This window comes from Bradyrhizobium sp. USDA 3397 (genome assembly GCF_054060965.1).
The window spans coordinates 1,650,563-1,667,783 of the sequence record NZ_JBSSDS010000001.1 but is presented as its reverse complement, the minus strand read 5'-3'; the positions used below and the strand labels follow the sequence as shown (position 1 = coordinate 1,667,783).

Below are 17,221 nucleotides of genomic sequence, written 5' to 3'. Positions count from 1 at the left end.
AGTTATTCCAAATGCAAAAGCCGCTTGTTAGCTTTGTCGTCCCTTGCTACCGACTGGCTGCTTTCCTGCCAGAATGTGTCGACAGCATCCTCTCGCAGACCTTTGAGGACTTCGAAATCCTCATCATGGATGATTGCTCTCCGGACAACACGGAAGAAGTTGCCAGAACATTCACAGATAGCCGAGTTACCTATGTCAGGAACGAGCAGAATCTGGGAGCGCTCCGGAATTACAACAAGGGAATACTTTTAAGTCGAGGGAAGTACGTTTGGCTTATATCGGCCGATGATCGCTTGCGCCGACCGTACATACTGCAAAGATACGTCGAAACCCTGGAAAATCATCCGGAGGTCGGCCTTGCCTTCTGCCCCGGGGTTAGCCTGAGACGTGGAAAAGAAGGTGCAGTGATAGATTACTCGACCTATGGAGACGTCGATACGATCGTCAGGGGAGAGGAGATCATCAAGCACTCATTGAAAGTAAAAGGAAATGCGATTCTGGCTGCGTCGGTGCTTGTTCGACGTGACTGTTACGAGAAACTGAGCCTCTATCCGGTCGACGTGGTATGGGCCGGAATTCCGGTCGATTTCATATGGGGCGGCGATTGGTACATGTGGCTATTGTTCTCCTTGAACTATCACGTCGCATACTTTGCAGAGCCGATGGTGTGTTACCGTGAACATGAACTCAGTATGACAAACGCCATCACTCAAGAGAAGATCGATATCTGCTGGCACTCCGAGTTGGCCGTCATCACGATGATATCGCAGGCTGCCAAGGAGAAAGGCGCCCTGACAGTATATAAGGCTTGCTTGGGTGCGCTCGCCAACTTCTATGCCAAACATTGTGCCTCAAAACCCTATTCGTGGATGGGGCAGACATCCTGGTCCACTATAGATCTTCAGCAGGTGGAAGCGACACTCGATCGCAGCCCTTATACCGAGCAGGAGAAGGCGTGGATCCGTTCACGCATCATGGTGGCGTTGGCTGAGATCTATTATTCAGAGGGCGATTCTGTATCAGCGAGATCATATTATTTGAAGGGATTGAAGCTGAAGCCTTTCATGCTGCCGGTGTTCTTGAAATTGATTGTTCTTTCATTCGGTGGTCCAGGCCGGCAGGTTCGCGAGTTGCTGCGAACCGCTCGAGAGCATTTGGTGCGAGGCTGATTGAAGGATCAGTTTCCGAGTTTAACCGACTCTTTTGCTGTAAGTTCGATGAAGAAGACCCTAGTGATCAGCGACAGGTTTCCTCTGCCTGAGAAGTTTGGCGCTGACATCAGAACCATGAATCTCGCACGTTACTTTGCCGGCCTTGGGCCCGTCGATATTGCGTATCTCTCGGATTTGCCCTCCAGTCTGCGACAGATGGCAGGAGCGGGGGAACATCTCGAAAAGGATGACGTATTCTCTGGGAAGTATTGTTTACAGAAGCTGGAGTACCCTAGAACCTTGCGGGGACGGTTCGGAATTTCGGTTCGTGGCTTTCCGTATCCCGTTAGAGAGTATAGCAAAGCCTCGATGGAGAAGTTGGTCGCGCTAATAGAGTTTGGCGGCTACGATTTTGTGCTGGTGCGATACCTCCGGAATACCGCCGGCTTTTTTGGATTGTCACAGACGGCGAAAATGAAGGTCATAGTTGATATTGATGACGTCCTGACTCTTTCACTCTATGATACGCTGTTTACTCCGACGAATAATGCCCTAAGGAAACTGTTCCGCGCCATAAACAAGCTGCTTCTGACCTACTATCAAACGCGTTGTGTGACCGGCTTTGGCGCCTGCTTGGTATGTTCCGAGAAGGATAAATCAGATCTGTGGGGTGAAAGGGCCTCTGAAAGTATCTTCGTTGTGCCAAACACGTTGGGGATGCGAAGTTCAGGAAAACTTCCCATGGGGAGCGGGTTCGCCAGGCGACACATTCTGTTGTTCATTGGTGCGCTTCACTATCAGCCTAATGTCAGCGGCTTGCTTTGGTTTTTGGAGAACGTGTATCCGCTCTATAGGAATATGTACCCCGATGCCGTTCTTTTGGTTGTTGGACGTGAGCCATTGCCAGAGGTGATCGAAGCTTGCGCTCGCTCAAAGGGAGTCGAGTTGCATCCCGATGTCCCTGATGTGATCGAGTATTACAAGAAATGTAGAGCGGTTATTGTGCCGTTGCTTGAGGGTAGTGGGACGCGGTTAAAGGTTCTGGAGGCGGCACTCTTGGAGAGGCCCATTATGTCTACAAGGAAAGGTGTAGAAGGGCTGGATGTGGTGTCTGGCGTCCATTTTTTGGAGTTCAGTGATGATCGTAGCTTTTGCGAGGCGTATAGAACCTTAAGCAACGAAACGGTCTATGACGCGCTTGTGGCAAACGCCGAAAGCATGGTTCGAGAAGAATATTCGAACAGCGCTCTTTCTGCTTCAATGAGCAAAGTGGTTGCATATGTCGATGCAAGGAAGGCAAAAGAGTCCTCGCCGAGGTCTCACGCCGCCCCAGGGCAACCTTCCGATGAAGCTTTCAATTAGCTACGAGTTCTCATCGGTCCAAGCGCCCCTACAGTCCGCATGTCGCAGGCTGGCCGATCCCTCAGGCAATCACTCTCATGCCCTTGCACTTCAGGCCTGAGCCTCGGCTCGGACTTACGGTGATCCAGCCCTAGGCAGCGTTCAGCAGGAAAGCGACCTGGTCGCCCTGTTGTTCAATATTCAGCTTTGCCGCTCTCTTGGCAAACCCTCTCATTTCCCGCCGGCTGAACACGTCATTTGGTCTGGATGACGCGAGCGGCTTGGAGCTCCTGTACATTTCGCTCCCCCAGAACTGAAATGCAGTCGAATCGTCGATTGATTGCCTTACGCGCAAACCGCAGCGCTCCGCCAATGCATTCATTCCCTTGCGAGAGGGTATTACAACGTGGCGTGGCGCATCCAGTTGCACCCAGTTCGGGCCGTACGCTCTCCACGCATGCGAGGATGAGGTTGGAATGCGAACCAGAATGCGACCGCCGGGCGCAAGTAGCCTTCTTGCATTGCTAAGACTGTGGTCCGGCTCAGGCACGTGTTCTAGTGAATGATTGAACATGATGAAGTCAAATTCGCCGGACATACTCTGAAGATCCGATTTTTGAATCGTCACGGCACCTGCTGTCGGTTCGACGATGTAGGGATCGACCCCTGTAAGGTTCTTGAACCCTGCCGCAGACATTCTGTAGAGAAGTTTCCCGGACCCGCAGCCTACGTCCAGCACCCGAGAACTGGGATCAATTCCAAAGGATCCGATGACCGCTACGATGGGGTCGTACCTCACAAAGGACGCCAGGGCTCCCAATATGCTTTTGGTGCCAAGCGCGTGCGCGTCCCTGACGGCGGTAATACGCGAATTTCGCGAAGGTTTGGAAAATGAGTAATACCCATCGGGGTAAAGGCAGCTCTCATCGGCTACATCCGATAGGCGCTGGATCGTCCCACAATCACTACATTCCTGGTATTCAAACCGCTCTCTTGTGCCAAACATCATTTCAATGAACACGTGGCGGCGATGTTTGCCGTCAGACAAGCAAGTTTTACAAATCATATCGAGTACCTAGCCACAACGGCGGATCGAATTCCGGCACAGCGATCGGTGCGGCCGTAGAGGTGCAGTGTCCTAACTATGATGCGAGACTGACGAACTTGCTATGCCTTCGGCCGGATCCCTCTGTCCAACTTTTTGATCGGGCTGTCACTTCGCATGCCCCGCCTGTCGTTCTCGCCGGGTCGCGGCCCGCGGGCAATCAAGTGGAACTCCGTTGGTGCCCGGGGTCGAAGCTTCTTGTATTTGTCGTGAATATAATAAACAAATTGAATGTTGTCCAAATTAAATCGTTGACGGCCGCATGTTTTAATCCCAGGAACTCTCTCTGTAGTCAACCGAAGTCCGCATTGCCGGGGGATCAGGCTGCGCCGGCGTGGGCTTCGCCGGCCGCACCCCGTGAATGTGGAGCGTGATCGGGGGTGCGGGGCCGGTACTTCAGTCGAAGCCCCCTGTTATAATATAACCAAAGACGCTTTTGCTGCATTTAATCAGAAGGCGATTGAAATTTAAAATCGATTTAATTATGTTGGGCGGCGAGGGGGCCTTCCGAGGGGCTCCGGGTCTGACAGGCGGTATGCCATGCCTCCCGAGGTGACGCCGAGGTTTATTCTTGAGCGCAGACAAAGCGGTGAGTAGGCGAAGTTTGATGTGCTTGCGGACTGCGTCACCGGCGGAACCCGAGAAAGGCATTCTTGGCTTGTGCGCTGAAGCATTGCAAAAGTCTGGGCCAGCGAACCGGGAGGTCTTGCAGATGGCGCTGGCGTGTCAGGCTCGACTGACCAGGAGCATTTCGTGATGTCCAAGGCACATCCGCCCAAGGCTGGAGGAATGGCCGAAGGTCCCTTGGTTACGGTCGTGATGTGCGTGTACAACGCCGGCAAGTATCTTCGACCGTCGCTATTGAGCATAATTAATCAGACATACAGGAATCTCGATATTCTCATCGTCGACGATGGTAGTTCGGACGGCTGCTTCAGCTCAGTTCAGGATTTGCTGGTAGATGAGCGCGTTCGCGTGATCCATCAAGCGAACTCAGGCAAGCCTGTTGCTGTCAATCGAGCGCTCGATCAGATCCGTGGCGAGTTTTACGCAATTCAAGACGCGGACGACATCAGCTATCCAACAAGAATAGAAAAGCAGGTTCGTGCGCTGCTCAACAGCCCGCATTTGGCTGCCGTATTTTGTGGTAACGAGCTCATCATCAACGAGAGATTCATGGCACCCGTGTTTTCGCCGAAAAGCGAGAGCGACTGCCAGTCCGAGATCAGAGCCTTTCAAATGCCGGCTCTCGATCCCACGGGAATGTTTCGAATGTCGTTGGTTGGCGATATCCGGTTCGAGCCGTCGTTAATGGTTGCCGAGACCTGCGATTACATATGGAGAATCGGGGAGGTGCATCCGATGGTCGTATTGGGGGAGTGCCTCTATGCCTACCGCATTCTTCCCAATTCCCTCAGCCGGCGGGCGCCAACCTGGCGGAAGCAGTTTGAGGTCGATGTCTTCAAGCGAGCATGCGAGCGGCGCGGTTTGCGGTTTGAGCAGGGCTGCGCAGATGCGATGTGCGGCTACAGACGGTCTAACAACAGTTTACTAGACAACAACATCGCCGCCCATTTCATCAAGAGCGTGCTGGATTGGCGTAAGTCGAACCGTCGGTTGTCTGCATTAAAGACGGGTTGGCAATGCGCGTGTTTGCACCCAGCGGATCCGCACTACTATAAGGCGCTGGTTTACGCCTTGATTTCACCCAGCGTAGCGAGCCGCCTGCGTCGTGACTTCCTGGCGACTCCCCTGGAGACGACGAAATGAAGCGCCTCGTAGCGAGGAACCGTCCCTTTGTGCGGCGCCTCGGCTTCGAGCGCGTTGGCTGTTTGCAGAAACGTCTCAGATATTTGAGGTACTCGCGTTGACTCGCAAAAGCTTAGAATTGGAGCCGGGTTCTCAGCTTACGTATCTGTACGGTCGGCAGCGGAGTCCAGTTGTTCGCGCGGCGGGGGCGTCGCGTTGGGGGACCGAACTGTATCTGAAGTTATTGTTGGTCGCTATTTTTTTGCCCGAAGGGTTGTCTTTCTTCGTCGGCGATTTTCGCCTCTCGGTTGCTCGAGTTCTAATTTTCTGCTCCTTCATCGCCGCGCTACAGCAGCTTGGACAGCGTCTAGGCACGCGAACCGTCGTCTGCGTCCCATCGGATATCTTGGCCCCGCTTGCGGGCGTTTGGATGATGTTGGCTGCCACAGTCACTGATGGTCCGGCAGGTTTTAAAGGAGCCGGAATCGAGGCGCTTGCGTTTGTGGGCGCATACTTGACGTTCCGGTTTCTCCTCGGTCCGGTCGATAGTTCCGTTCGAATAGCACGGTTCTCCTGCAAGCTGATGATTCTGATCGTCGGCATAGCGCTTCTCGACCCGCTGAGTGATAAGCTGTTCACCTATGAGTTCATCAAAGGTATTACTGGCTATACGAAGCTCAGTTACGATGGACCATTGGCAATCAGGGCTGACACGTTCTACCGGGATGGTGTCGCTCGCGCCATGGGGCCGCTCGAGCATTCCATATTGTTCGGTGCTGTTTGCGTTTGGTTTGGGGTCGTGGCCTTCACTACGTTCAGGCACCAGGCACTCGGCTGGGGTGTGGCGGGCATCGCCCTCATCGGTGTGTGGTTTTCGCAGGCGCGCAGTCCATTGCTGGCTTATCTGATCGGGTTTGCGCTGGCGAGTTTCTATGCTGCAAGCCCTCGCTTCACTGCCCGATGGAAGTTAGTCGGGTTGTGTGTAACCGCTCTACTCCTTGTTGTTTTCACTTTCTCGGGCAGCCCGGTCGCAACCCTTGTGCGACTCAGCGGAGTAAGCCCGGAGGCGGCCTGGGCCCGTCAAGCAATTTGGGACACGGGAGGGCCTGTGGTCCTCGGTTCGCCGATCTTCGGAATTGGTTTGAACGGCGACTGGAATTGGCAGTCGCATGGCGCGCTCGTGAGTTCGAGCGTGGATGCCTTTTGGCTTGCCACCGCAATGTCGTATGGAATTCCGGGGAGCGCGTTGATCCTTCTGACAATTGCCAGCGCATGCTGGCTCGGCTCGATCGACAAATCGCCTAGTCTTACTTCCGAAGAGCGACGGCTATCAGTGGCGCTCGGAATTGTAATAACGACGATCGCTTTTCTAGGGTTCATTGTGCACTTTTGGGGCATCTGTTGGATCCTCATCGCCGTGTTTACCGGAATGCGAGCGAACCTCGCGGAGACCGCGATATTGCGCGATAGAGCCGCACCAGCGGCGCAAACGAGGTGCGACCCCATTAGCGGAGGCATTTGAGGACGGTGGACCGCGAGGTCATTACGCTGGCAGGGATGCCGATCAGGATTTCTCGCTGCGCAGGACTAAAGCATGAAAGTTTCCATTATCATACGAACTTTCAATCGTGCGTACATCATCGGCGAAGCGATCGAGAGTGCCTTGAATCAGACGTATGGGAATTTTGAAATAATCGTCGTTGATGATGGATCTACAGACGGCACGGCCGCGGCGGTGGAACAGTTTCGAAGCGATAAAGTGCGTTACATTCGGCACGATCGCAATCGCGGGGTCAGTGCGGCAGGCAACACGGGCATAAAGGCCGCCAACGGCGATATCATTGCTCATCTGGATTCGGATGACCTGTGGAAGCCGGAGATGCTCAGCAGTCTCGTCGATGTTTTGCTGCGTCATCGTCAGGTTGGCGCGGTGTTCTGTGACGTTGAGGTCGATCGCGGCAAATCCGTCTCGTCAATTGTTTCAAGCATGCGTGCATTTCCGAAACTGCTCGCATCGCGCGCGCGCTCTGATTTCGATGTTGTTCTCTTCAGCAGCCGTGAGATGTATCTGTGTTTGTTGGAAGAAGTGCCTATCAAACCGACTGCGGTATTGATCCGGCGTACTGTTCTGGATGAGTTTAGAGGTTATGATGAATCATGGTGTTCGGGCGAGGACTGGGAACTGTACCTGAGAATCTCGAAGCATTACGGATTTGGATACGTCGATCGCAAGCTTGCAGTTATGCGGGTGCTCGAGGATTCAACCCTATCGAGACTCCAGGAGGAGGATAAGTTGTCCTTGCTGCAGCTGGCAGTGAGCGAGAAGAAGGGGCTTCGGCGAGATCGCGAAGCACTCGAGGCGGCAAATCGTGCAATCGCTCGGCATTGCAAGGATCTGGGATGGATCTATCTGCACTCGGGAAGACGAATGAAATCGATCTCAACCTACGCTCGAGGATTTGCCGAAACGGGGCACGTACCTCTCGTTATGAGAGCCGGCGTGGCTCTTATACCTCTGTCGCTTACTGCGGGTTTGAAAAAGCTACTTCTATCCAGCGATCGCTCGCTCGCTCCATGAGAGATCTTTCCGGCGAAGTGGTCGATGGCCGTGTGTGCGGGAATAGAATGACTCAGAAACACATTTCCGACAGGCCGGCGGCACGGCGGATTGCATTCGCCACGATCGGGGATGGGCGCCTGGTCAGGTTCTGGTCCGGTACCCCGTTTCACATGTCGAGATCGCTCGCAGGTGAGGGTCACGAGGTGGTCCATATCGGTCCCTTGAGCGCACCGATACTGCCTCTCTACAAGGCGTATTCCAGGCTTTGCCGTGCCTTTCGCGGGCGCGGTCGTTCCCCTTTGCATGCGGGGGCGGTCGTTGCACAATATGCCGCGGACTCAGCGCGTAAAATCCGAGCGGTGTCGCCCGATATCGTCTTCGCGCCGGCCGGGTCTACCTTTGCATGGAGTGTGCCTAACGGCGTTCCGCTCGTCTATGCGTCCGACGCGACCTTTCGGCTCATTGAGAACTACCATCCCAACTATCGAAACTTGTCGCGAGGTGCTCGGGACGTCGCTGAACGCGTGGAGCGGGACACGATCGCGCGTGCGAATCTGATCCTCTACCCGTCGGAATGGGCAGCCGAATCTGCCATCAGGGACTACGGTGCCGACCGTAGCCGGGTGCATGTCATTCCTTGGGGCGCCAACCTCGAAGAAGCGCCGGATCGTGCCTCCGTGCTAGGTTGCCGCAAGCCGGGTCCCTGCCGTCTCCTCTTCATTGGCGCCAACTGGGAGGAGAAGGGCGCTGACATCGCGGTCGGCGTCCTCGCTGAACTGAGGAAGAGGGGCATGGAAGCGGAGCTCGTGATCTGCGGATGTACTCCGCCGAAGCCAGTCGCTCAGGATGGCCTGACGATCATCCCTTATCTCGACAAGCGTGATCGCGAACAGCGCGACCGATTGGATCAACTGTATCGGGACGCGGATCTATTTCTGCTGCCAACCCGGGCGGATTGCTATGGAATCGTGTTCTGTGAAGCCGCAGCCCATGGAGTACCGAGCATTGCGCCGGCCACTGGCGGCGTCCCCTGTGCTATCCGCAACGGGGAGACGGGCTTGTTGTTGCCACCGAAAGCGACGAGGGCGGACTATGCGGCGGTCATCTTCGAGACCTTTGCTAACCAGGATCGGCTGGCACGCCTGAGACAATCAAGCCGCGACGCCTTCGAGGCCCGATTGAACTGGCAGGCTTGGGCCCGGCGGGTTTCAGATCTGATAGAAACTCTATGATCGTCTTGAACTATCATGAGCTGGTGGAAGCCTCGCCGTCGAACGCGTGGTGCCTGACTCATGAAACGTTCGAAGCGCATCTCGCACTTTGCGGGGAAGCGCTGGTCTCGCCTCGGAGTTTTCTGGAGCACTGCTCCGATCCGACATCCTACGGCACCGGCACGGTCCTGTTGACTTTCGACGATGGATTTCTTTCGGACTATACGCATGTCTACGCCCGTTACATGACGGCCGGTCGTATTCCGGGTTTCATGTCCTTTATCCCGGTAGATTTTGTAGGCTCGCCGGGACGTATGAGTTGGGAGATGATCGAAGAGCTTGCAAAGGGGGGTGTTGCAATCGGCTCACATGGCATGGCCCACGTCGATTTGACGACTGTCTCGGACGCAGAGCTCGAGCGCGAGCTCGGTGTGTCCAAGTCGATGCTCGAGGATCGCCTCGGCCGACAGGTAGCTCTCTTCGCTTTCCCATATGGACGGTTTTCCCGACGGGTCTGGGAGGCGGCGTTGAGGGCTGGCTACACACACCTCTTTACAATCCAGCTTGGATATCATCGCGGCTTCGAATCTTTTCTGTACTCCCGCCTTTGTCTGACGAACAACATGGATGCGGAGTACATGCGCCGCCACTTGCGCGATCCGGATGCGATGCGCGGCGTTTCCTGGAAAATCAGCACAAGGCTCGGGCTCTATCGCCAACTGATGCGCTTGCGGTATCACTAGCGCTTTAGTATTTGGGCGGTTTCAGTGCTGTGCAAAGCCAGGACATCGCTCGTTGAGTCGTCTTGGCCTCGTCGATCACCTCGAATGCGCGCTTTGCCTCCCGCAACACTGCCAATGATCGCCGCGATGCGGTGTAGTTCGAGACGATGATGCAGCCCCCCGGTTTGAGTGATTGTGCGTAGCGCTCGAGCGACCGAACGGGGTCGCGCAAATAGAAGAGAGACTCGTTGAAGACGATGACATCGAAACGGCCGTCGGGCTCGTACACGTCGCCGTCAGCCTGAGAAAAGTCAGTGCGATCGTCGTTGTACAGACGGAGCTTCTCGATTGCCACGTCAGAGATGTCCACTCCGACATAGCGTTCATATCCAAGCTGCTTGAAGCGCTCGAATAGCATGCCGTCTCCGCAGCCGATTTCCAGGTACTCGCCGCCACGTCTAAAAGCGTCCATGAAACCAATGAGTGTCCAGTAGCGAGCTACTTCGCGCTGCATGTAGGTCCAGAGACCATCGCTGTACTCGGCGTCCCAAGTGGATTTTGCTTTTGGGCTGTCACCGAACCCCTGCGCAGTCTCCCACTCGCTAACGGCGCGCCCCAGCGCGTCGCCAAAAGGCAGCCGGGCCAATCCGAAGGCATAGTACGCGGCGCGCACCCGGCGCCATGCGTGGTAGTGAAGTGCTGCGAGCATTCCCAACCTGCCAACGCGTATTCGACGTCAGATAGTTTAATACAGGTGAAGTTATCGACAGATCAAGAGTGTACGGCAGGCGAGAACTGCGGATTTCATGGTACCTGTGAGGTGAGCTTTCGCCCAGCCAATTCGCTGGCGCATCTCGAACCTTTGTCCGTGGGCCGCCAAGGAACGATTACCGCAAACGTCTTGGCTCCTATCCTTCGGTGATCGGATCGAAAGTACCACGCCCCGCAGAATCACGGCACGTCCCCGGTAACTCGCCCCCGCTGCCAACGCGCGAGCATCATTAGGTAATGGCTGGACGCTGCCACATTGGGTCTTCCCGTGTGCCTTTTTGGCAGGAGCTACACACCCCAGATATTCCGAGAAATGGGTTGGGTTGTGCAGTGCAGAAATTAAATGCCTATTAACAGTTGACGGACGTATTTAACTGCGCCTATCATTATTTGTATTTTTCAATTTGTCACAGAAAATCAAAGCCATGAGTAGTGGTTTTGCAGAACTTGCCCAAGCGATAATTTCCCTTTCATTGCGTGCATTGCCGGGGCGGTTGCGCCTAAGGCTTAGACCCGGGGCACTCGGTTACCGGGTTCGTCGATGCATTTGTCTTAAATCGCTGCTTACAGCTGGTGGCCCATCGCTATCCGTTTGGCATGCTAGCCCTCGACCAATTTTCGCCTGAAGGGAGTTGTTATGCAGATCGGGCCGGCGCTTTCAGGTGTATTAGGTACCACGACGATTGAGGAGTTGCAGCGCGCCGGAGCGCAGGATGCGATCGTGATCGGCGGGGGAGCCGCCGGAGGATTGGCGGCGCTCTTACTCGCCGAGGCTGGCCTGCGCGTGCTCGTGCTCGAGGCCGGGTGGCAGAATTCGCCGCGAACGACCGGGATGCGCCGAGCCATAGCCAGCGTGAGCCGTAGGCTCGCGGACCCTGCGACACTTCGCTTGCTCCCTCCTGCGGTCGTTCCCTTTGGCAAGATGGCCTTGAGAGGCCTCGGCATGTTGCGCCAGCCCGTCCAATCTCGCTGCAGCATCTGGGGCCGAGCACCGGACTCGTTTGTAGACGATCATGACCTGCCTTACGTGACGCCACGGAACCAACCTTTTGTCTGGATACGCGCGCGAACGCTCGGCGGACGCGTGGGCCTTCCAGGGCACGGCCGGCAATACTATCGGCTGAACTCCTCCGACCTTACGCCGTGCGATGGATTGAGCGAGCCTTGGCCGCTAGAGCCGGGTGAGTTGGACCCCTGGTATTCGATGGTCGAGCGACGGCTAGCGCTTGCCGGTGCCATGGATGGCGTACCATGGCAGCCTGACAGTCACCTCTCGCGAGAACTTGCCCCTTCACTGAATCAGTTCGCGCTGATGGCAGCGATTCGCGCACGGTGGCCTCACTCGCGGCCGATGCTCACGCGCTTTGCGGCACCGCTGGATGCCTTGGAAACTGCTGCTCTTACAGGGCGCCTTCGATGCCGTGAGGGCGCAGTCGTACGGCAAATCGATGTTGATCGATCAGGTCGCGTACGCGGCGTAGTCTGGTTCGATCAGCAAAGTGGAGCCGACGTACGGGCTTCCGCTCCGTTGGTCTTTCTGTGCGCGTCCTCGTTAGAGTCGACCCGAATACTCTTGCTTTCACGTTCATCCAAAGGGGACCAGGGGCTAGGTGCAGGATCTGACGCGCTGGGGCGCTACTTGATGGACCATATTGTCGTAACTGGGTGGGGTGGGGGGGCATCGCTGAAGCCTAGTCCAGTGCTCGAAGATGGATGCGCGATTTACCTTCCACGCTTCGATGCGCGCGACAGGCCCGCGCCCCTCGGCGGGCGAGGTTTTGGCGTGCAGTTGTATCAATTTCCAGGAGGGCACGGGCGCTCCCATTTTACCGCGGTTAGCTTCGGTGAAATGCTTCCTCGTGCCGAAAACCGAGTAACGCTACATCCTACGCGACGGGATATATGGGGAATCCCCGTATTGCATATCGACTGCCGCTATAGCGAAGCAGACTTGGCGCGTGCCCGCGATCAGGCAGCTGCCATACGCGAGATCGCCGCAACAGCTGGCGTGACGTTGAGCCGCGTCAATGAACGGCCGGCCCCGCCTGGCTCCGCGATTCATGAATGCGGGACCGCCCGGATGGGTGTCGACCCCGCGACCTCCGTGCTCGATCCAAACAACCAGTGCTGGGACGCACAGGGATTGTACGTTACGGATGGCGCCTGTTTCCCGTCCCAGGGCACGCAAAATCCCACGTTGACCATTCTCGCTCTAACCGCGCGCGCATGCCATCACGCGGTGGGCACCGTCGCCCAACCAAAGCGAGAAGCTGCATTCGGCCTAGCCGGAGGCGCGTCATGACGGTTGCTGCTGCCGCGCCGTTTCGAGAAATCCTTCCGCGAAACATGCTTCCCCTAGGTTTTGGATCCGGCGCACTGTTGAGCAAGCGACGAACCCGCCGTGAGGCTCTTAAGTTGCTCGAAGCAGCCATGGATTGTGGGGTCACATATTTTGATACTGCGCGAATGTACGGTGCCGGTCGCGCAGAGAGCATTCTGGGAGAGTTGGCGGCGCGAAAGCGGCAGCGCCTGGTTCTGGCAAGCAAGGCGGGCATTGTCCCACAAAGTCGCGCACTTCATGTCCGCGCAATGGGTCGCAGCATTCGGCTTCTGCACAATGTCGCACCAAGTTCAAAGAATTACCTGCCTGTGCCGTCCAACTATCTGCCGCGTTTCGGAGCCTTTGGTCTCGTGGAGTTCCGAAAAAGTGTCGAGACCAGTCTCAAGGAATTGCGTACAGATTATCTCGATATTCTACTCCTGCACGAGTGCAGCGCTGCCGACATAGAGGAAACGGACCTGATCCGTTTTCTCGATGATCTTAAGCGTGAAGGGAAGGTTCGCGCCGTTGGCATAGCGACAGGCATGGAGGAGACGATGTCCATCCTCCAAAGGAATGCAGCCCTGTTCGACGTTGTGCAGATTCCAAGTGCCATCTGGAATATGAACGTTAGGAAAGTTCCGGCAACCAACCGCCTCGTGATTACGCATTCGTCCCTTACCAGCCGATTTAAAGTACTGCTCGATAGATTGTTGTCCGATGAGCGGATTGCAGCTGAATGGCGTTCGCTGACGCAGGTAGATCCACGCGATTCGACAGAACTGGCTCATCTACTGCTTCGCTGAGGTAGATCCACGCGATTCGACAGAACTGGCTCATCTACTGCTGGCTCATGCGCTGAATGCAAATCAAAACGGGATCGTCATCTTTTTCTCGTCCAATCCGTCGAATGTTGTGGCAAACGTGAAATCTGTCAGCAGTCGAGCTATCGATGAGAAGCAGATCGCGGGCTTGAACGCATTATTGGCGAGAAAGCACGTTGCCGAGTTCCTTGACGCGAGCTTCCGAGATCTGAGCTTCTGATCGGTGCAGACCGGCGACAGTGGCCTGACTTTGCATCAGTCGGACGCGACGGTAGTCGCCGGCGGGACCTGATCGAACGTCCGCGCGTTGCGACTTTGCCGGGGCAGCAGGTGGTTGTGTGCTGGGCTCGGGGACATCAACGATCAGGATAATCGGCGCGCGCTCGTAACTCTCGATCTGAGTGGTGTGTCCGCAACGGCATTCGCTTTGCTTGGCGCTTTGCGGATGGCGCTGGATGGGCCATTACCTGAATCGTGCCATACGGTTCGGATTGTTCGCAGCGCGATGTGTGCTCAAATGCCCTTGCTGAACGGTCGCTCTCTTGATTGTCCGAGACAAAAGTTATGTCGTATTTAGCGGCAGATAATCTTGTGGATCGAACTATTTAATTGGTTTTCTGCTGTGGCGCCGTCGACGACGCTCCTAGTAAGCTGTTGTCGAGTGGCGAAGGCGTAACATCGATTCCGGCATACTTTTGTATATCTTCGATCGCTCCGTGTGGCACTCGTTCAATGCGGTGCACGAGTGGTTGATCGGACTGAAGAAATTTCCGGCATTTAATTCGCGCGATGCGAATGTGTCTAGGGTAGCTCAGGAAATTACCTTGGGTGAGCCGTCGTGTCGTCGCAAAAAAGCCTCCACCCGCCGGGAAGACGCACTCCAACGGCGCTGCGCCAGCAGAGTCGCACTTGGGGTCGCGTCGCTTGGGGAAACAATTGGGCGCGTACCAGGGGCAAACTAGATTGAAATTAACAGGAGAAAACTAGATGGCATCCATTCCTCTGACATGGAATGATCCGATGTTTAGCGACCAGACCAATTCGGGGACGGTCTGGCTTCAAGATGGAGAGACGATTTCGGGTGTGAGCATTTCCGACCAGAGCGACACTGTCGCCGTCGGAGGGAGCGGCTCGTTCACCATCGACGACGTCCGTATTTCTTCAAGGGAAGGCGTGCGCATTGGGGGCAGCGGTGATGTCACCATCAACAATTCGTACATCGAGACAACGGGACTGTCGGGCGATCACGCCGACGGAATTCAGGCCTATGCTCCCGGCGCCACCGGGAATCTGACCATTACAAACTCGACGATTGTATCGCACGACCAGAATGCCACTGCTGGGCTGTTCATCGCAGATGGTTATAGCGGAACGTTCACTTTCAATAACGTGGTGTTCGACGGTGGCCCATTTGGTCTGCGCATTGCCGCGGACGCAGGAGCCGGTCACGATGACTACCTCGCCCTCAAGGACGTGTATTTTGTGGGGCCATTTGCGTATGGCGCGCTCTGGTTGGAGGAGGTCAATGCGAACATACACATCACGCAATGGGAGAATGTTCGTTACGCCACGATCGTGGACGGTCAACTCATCCCCGGCGATCTTATCCCGCCTCCCCTTCCGGTAGAAGGACCGACCGCACCCAGCACGCCGACCGCGCCGGATGCTCCGACTATCGCGTCGTTCTCGACCGACAGCGGCACCGCTGGCGACAAGATTACCAACGACAATACCATCGAGCTCAAGGGCACCGCGGCTGCCGGCAGCACGGTCAAGATCTACGACGGTACGACCCAAATTGGTTCGACGACTACGGACTCGAGCGGCAGTTGGGACTACATCACCAAGGTCCTGACCGACGCCAAACATACGCTGACCGCAACGGCGACCAGCTCGTCGGGTCAGACCAGCGCGGCGTCGTCTGCGTTGGCAATCACTGTCGATACCAAGGCTCCGACTGCGCCGACCATTGCCAGCCATACCGTGAACACCGCCAATCAGGTGGTGATGTCGGGCAGTGCCGAAGCGAGCAGCGTCGTGAAGGTGTTCGACGGCACGACCCAGATCGGGACCGCGACTGCCAACAGCACCGGCGGGTGGAGCTATACAACCAGCGCCCTTGCGGCCGGTTCGCACAGCCTTACCGCGACGGCAACGGATGCAGCAGGCAATGCCGGCCCGGCGTCCACTGCGTTCACCGCCAGCATCACCGGCAGCTCGGCGCCAGCCACACCGACCTCGCCGACGTCACCGACGTCGCCGACTGCCGGCACGGTAGTCGAGTCAGTTGGCGCGACAACTCTCGTTGAGAGCGGCGGCAAATATTACCTCAATGGCAGCACCGGATCGGGCCCCACGCTGAAAGATAACGGTGTGCAGTTTGTGAAAGGGTCGGATGGCACCTGGACTCCCATCGGTGCGGAGAAGACGGCGACGGGCTATGTGGTTGCCTGGAAGGAGACGAGCACGGGTCAGTACACGGCGTGGAACACCGACAATAACGGCAACTACGTGTCCCATGTCAGCTCCCTGACCGGCTCCCCAGACGGTGGCTCGGTGTCGGGTACGGACTCTGGCCTTAAGTCGCTCGAGACGAGCTTCCATCAGGATCTGAACGGTGACGGGCAGGTAGGTACTTCCACTGCGACCACCCCGACGTCGCCAACCCCGACGACTGGCAAGGTCGTCGAATCGGCTGGTGTGACAAGTCTCGTTGAGAGTGGCGGCAAATACTACCTCAACGGCAGCACCGGCACTGGCCCGACGCTAAAGGATAACGGCGTGGATTTCGTGGGCGGGTCCGATGGCACCTGGACTCCCATTGGCGCGGAGAAGACGGCGACGGGCTATCAAGTTGCCTGGAAGGAGACGAGCACCGGTCAGTACACGGCGTGGAACACCGACAATAACGGCAACTACGTGTCTCATGTCAGCTCCCTGACCGGCTCCACAGACGGTGGCTCGGTGTCGGGTACGGACTCTGGCCTCAAGACGCTGGAGACCAGCTTCCATCAGGACCTGAACAGTGACGGGCAGATCGGTACGTCCAGCGTAGCTACGTCGTCCACTGCAACCGGTAGCAACGCGGCTATTGCGGGCAGTACGTTCATCGCTTCGCCGGGCAACACGACCCTGACCAGCACTTCCGGCGATGACACCTTCGTTGGCAGCAGCCAGGCCGATACTTTCGTGTTTGGCGCGAACTTCGGCAACGACGTCATCAAGGGCTTCGTTGCCCGCGGACCTGCTCACGACACGATCGAGTTCAGCAAGAGTGTGTTCGACAGTTTTGCCAGCGTTCTTTCCCACGCGACCCAGTCCGGCACCGATGTCGTGATCGCGACGGGGAGCGATACGCTCACGCTGAAGAACGCCAAGCTCGGCTCGTTGACCAGCAACGACTTCCACTTCGCGTAGGGGACGGCATCCACAGAGAGCAATCTTCAACAACTGCCTTGGGGGATCTC

12 protein-coding genes are annotated in these 17,221 nt (G+C 56.4%); 10 read left to right on the top strand and 2 right to left on the bottom strand.

Annotation, left to right across the window (positions count from 1 at the left end):
* Positions 1-11: 11 nt before the first annotated feature.
* Both ACVWYQ_RS07790 and ACVWYQ_RS07785 read left to right on the top strand, forming a co-directional pair.
* Complete coding sequence (locus ACVWYQ_RS07790; RefSeq protein WP_109143417.1) at positions 12-1,169, top strand: glycosyltransferase family 2 protein; 1,158 nt, start codon at positions 12-14, stop codon at positions 1,167-1,169.
* The gene (locus ACVWYQ_RS07785) at positions 1,170-2,513 is read left to right on the top strand and encodes a glycosyltransferase (RefSeq protein ID WP_271540803.1); all 1,344 of its coding nucleotides are present in this window, start codon (positions 1,170-1,172) and stop codon (positions 2,511-2,513) included. It begins immediately after the preceding gene.
* Between the two features lie 130 nt (positions 2,514-2,643).
* On the opposite strand, the gene ACVWYQ_RS07780 is transcribed toward ACVWYQ_RS07785, so the two are convergent.
* Positions 2,644-3,540, bottom strand: a complete 897-nt coding sequence (locus ACVWYQ_RS07780) for a class I SAM-dependent methyltransferase (protein WP_271540805.1) — start codon at positions 3,538-3,540, stop codon at positions 2,644-2,646.
* A gap of 813 nt (positions 3,541-4,353) precedes the next feature.
* On the opposite strand from ACVWYQ_RS07780, the gene ACVWYQ_RS07775 reads away from it, so the two are divergent.
* The 5 genes from ACVWYQ_RS07775 (at position 4,354) to ACVWYQ_RS07755 (ending at position 9,860) form a co-directional block, all read left to right on the top strand.
* Positions 4,354-5,367: a glycosyltransferase family 2 protein gene (locus ACVWYQ_RS07775; protein ID WP_271540807.1), complete on the top strand. Its 1,014-nt coding sequence runs from the start codon at positions 4,354-4,356 to the stop codon at positions 5,365-5,367.
* 226 nt (positions 5,368-5,593) lie between these two features.
* Complete coding sequence (locus ACVWYQ_RS07770; protein ID WP_271540809.1) at positions 5,594-6,868, top strand: O-antigen ligase family protein; 1,275 nt, start codon at positions 5,594-5,596, stop codon at positions 6,866-6,868.
* A 72-nt stretch (positions 6,869-6,940) separates the two neighbouring features.
* On the top strand, positions 6,941-7,924 hold the full coding sequence (locus tag ACVWYQ_RS07765; RefSeq protein ID WP_271540811.1) for a glycosyltransferase family 2 protein: 984 nt from the start codon (positions 6,941-6,943) through the stop codon (positions 7,922-7,924).
* Positions 7,925-7,971: 47 nt separating this feature from the next.
* Positions 7,972-9,138, top strand: coding sequence for a glycosyltransferase family 4 protein (locus ACVWYQ_RS07760; RefSeq protein WP_271540813.1), 1,167 nt, complete (start codon positions 7,972-7,974; stop codon positions 9,136-9,138).
* Entirely contained in the window at positions 9,135-9,860 is a 726-nt protein-coding gene (locus tag ACVWYQ_RS07755) for a polysaccharide deacetylase family protein (RefSeq protein ID WP_271540815.1), read from the top strand. The genes ACVWYQ_RS07760 and ACVWYQ_RS07755 overlap by 4 nt, the downstream gene beginning before the upstream one ends.
* 4 nt (positions 9,861-9,864) lie before the next feature.
* Here the strand turns inward: ACVWYQ_RS07755 and ACVWYQ_RS07750 are convergent, their stop codons facing one another.
* Positions 9,865-10,548 carry a class I SAM-dependent methyltransferase gene (locus ACVWYQ_RS07750; RefSeq protein WP_057029397.1) on the bottom strand — a complete coding sequence of 228 codons (684 nt, stop codon included), beginning with the start codon at positions 10,546-10,548 and terminating at the stop codon, positions 9,865-9,867.
* 699 nt (positions 10,549-11,247) lie between these two features.
* On the opposite strand from ACVWYQ_RS07750, the gene ACVWYQ_RS07745 reads away from it, so the two are divergent.
* The 3 genes from ACVWYQ_RS07745 to ACVWYQ_RS07735 all read left to right on the top strand — a co-directional run bounded on the left by ACVWYQ_RS07745 (position 11,248) and on the right by ACVWYQ_RS07735 (position 17,171).
* The gene (locus ACVWYQ_RS07745) at positions 11,248-12,912 is read left to right on the top strand and encodes an FAD-dependent oxidoreductase (protein ID WP_404540516.1); all 1,665 of its coding nucleotides are present in this window, start codon (positions 11,248-11,250) and stop codon (positions 12,910-12,912) included.
* On the top strand, positions 12,909-13,736 hold the full coding sequence (locus ACVWYQ_RS07740) for an aldo/keto reductase (protein ID WP_456725564.1): 828 nt from the start codon (positions 12,909-12,911) through the stop codon (positions 13,734-13,736). The genes ACVWYQ_RS07745 and ACVWYQ_RS07740 overlap by 4 nt, the downstream gene beginning before the upstream one ends.
* 1,005 nt (positions 13,737-14,741) lie before the next feature.
* Positions 14,742-17,171 carry an Ig-like domain-containing protein gene (locus ACVWYQ_RS07735; protein ID WP_271540819.1) on the top strand — a complete coding sequence of 810 codons (2,430 nt, stop codon included), beginning with the start codon at positions 14,742-14,744 and terminating at the stop codon, positions 17,169-17,171.
* The last annotated feature ends 50 nt before the right edge of the window (positions 17,172-17,221 follow it).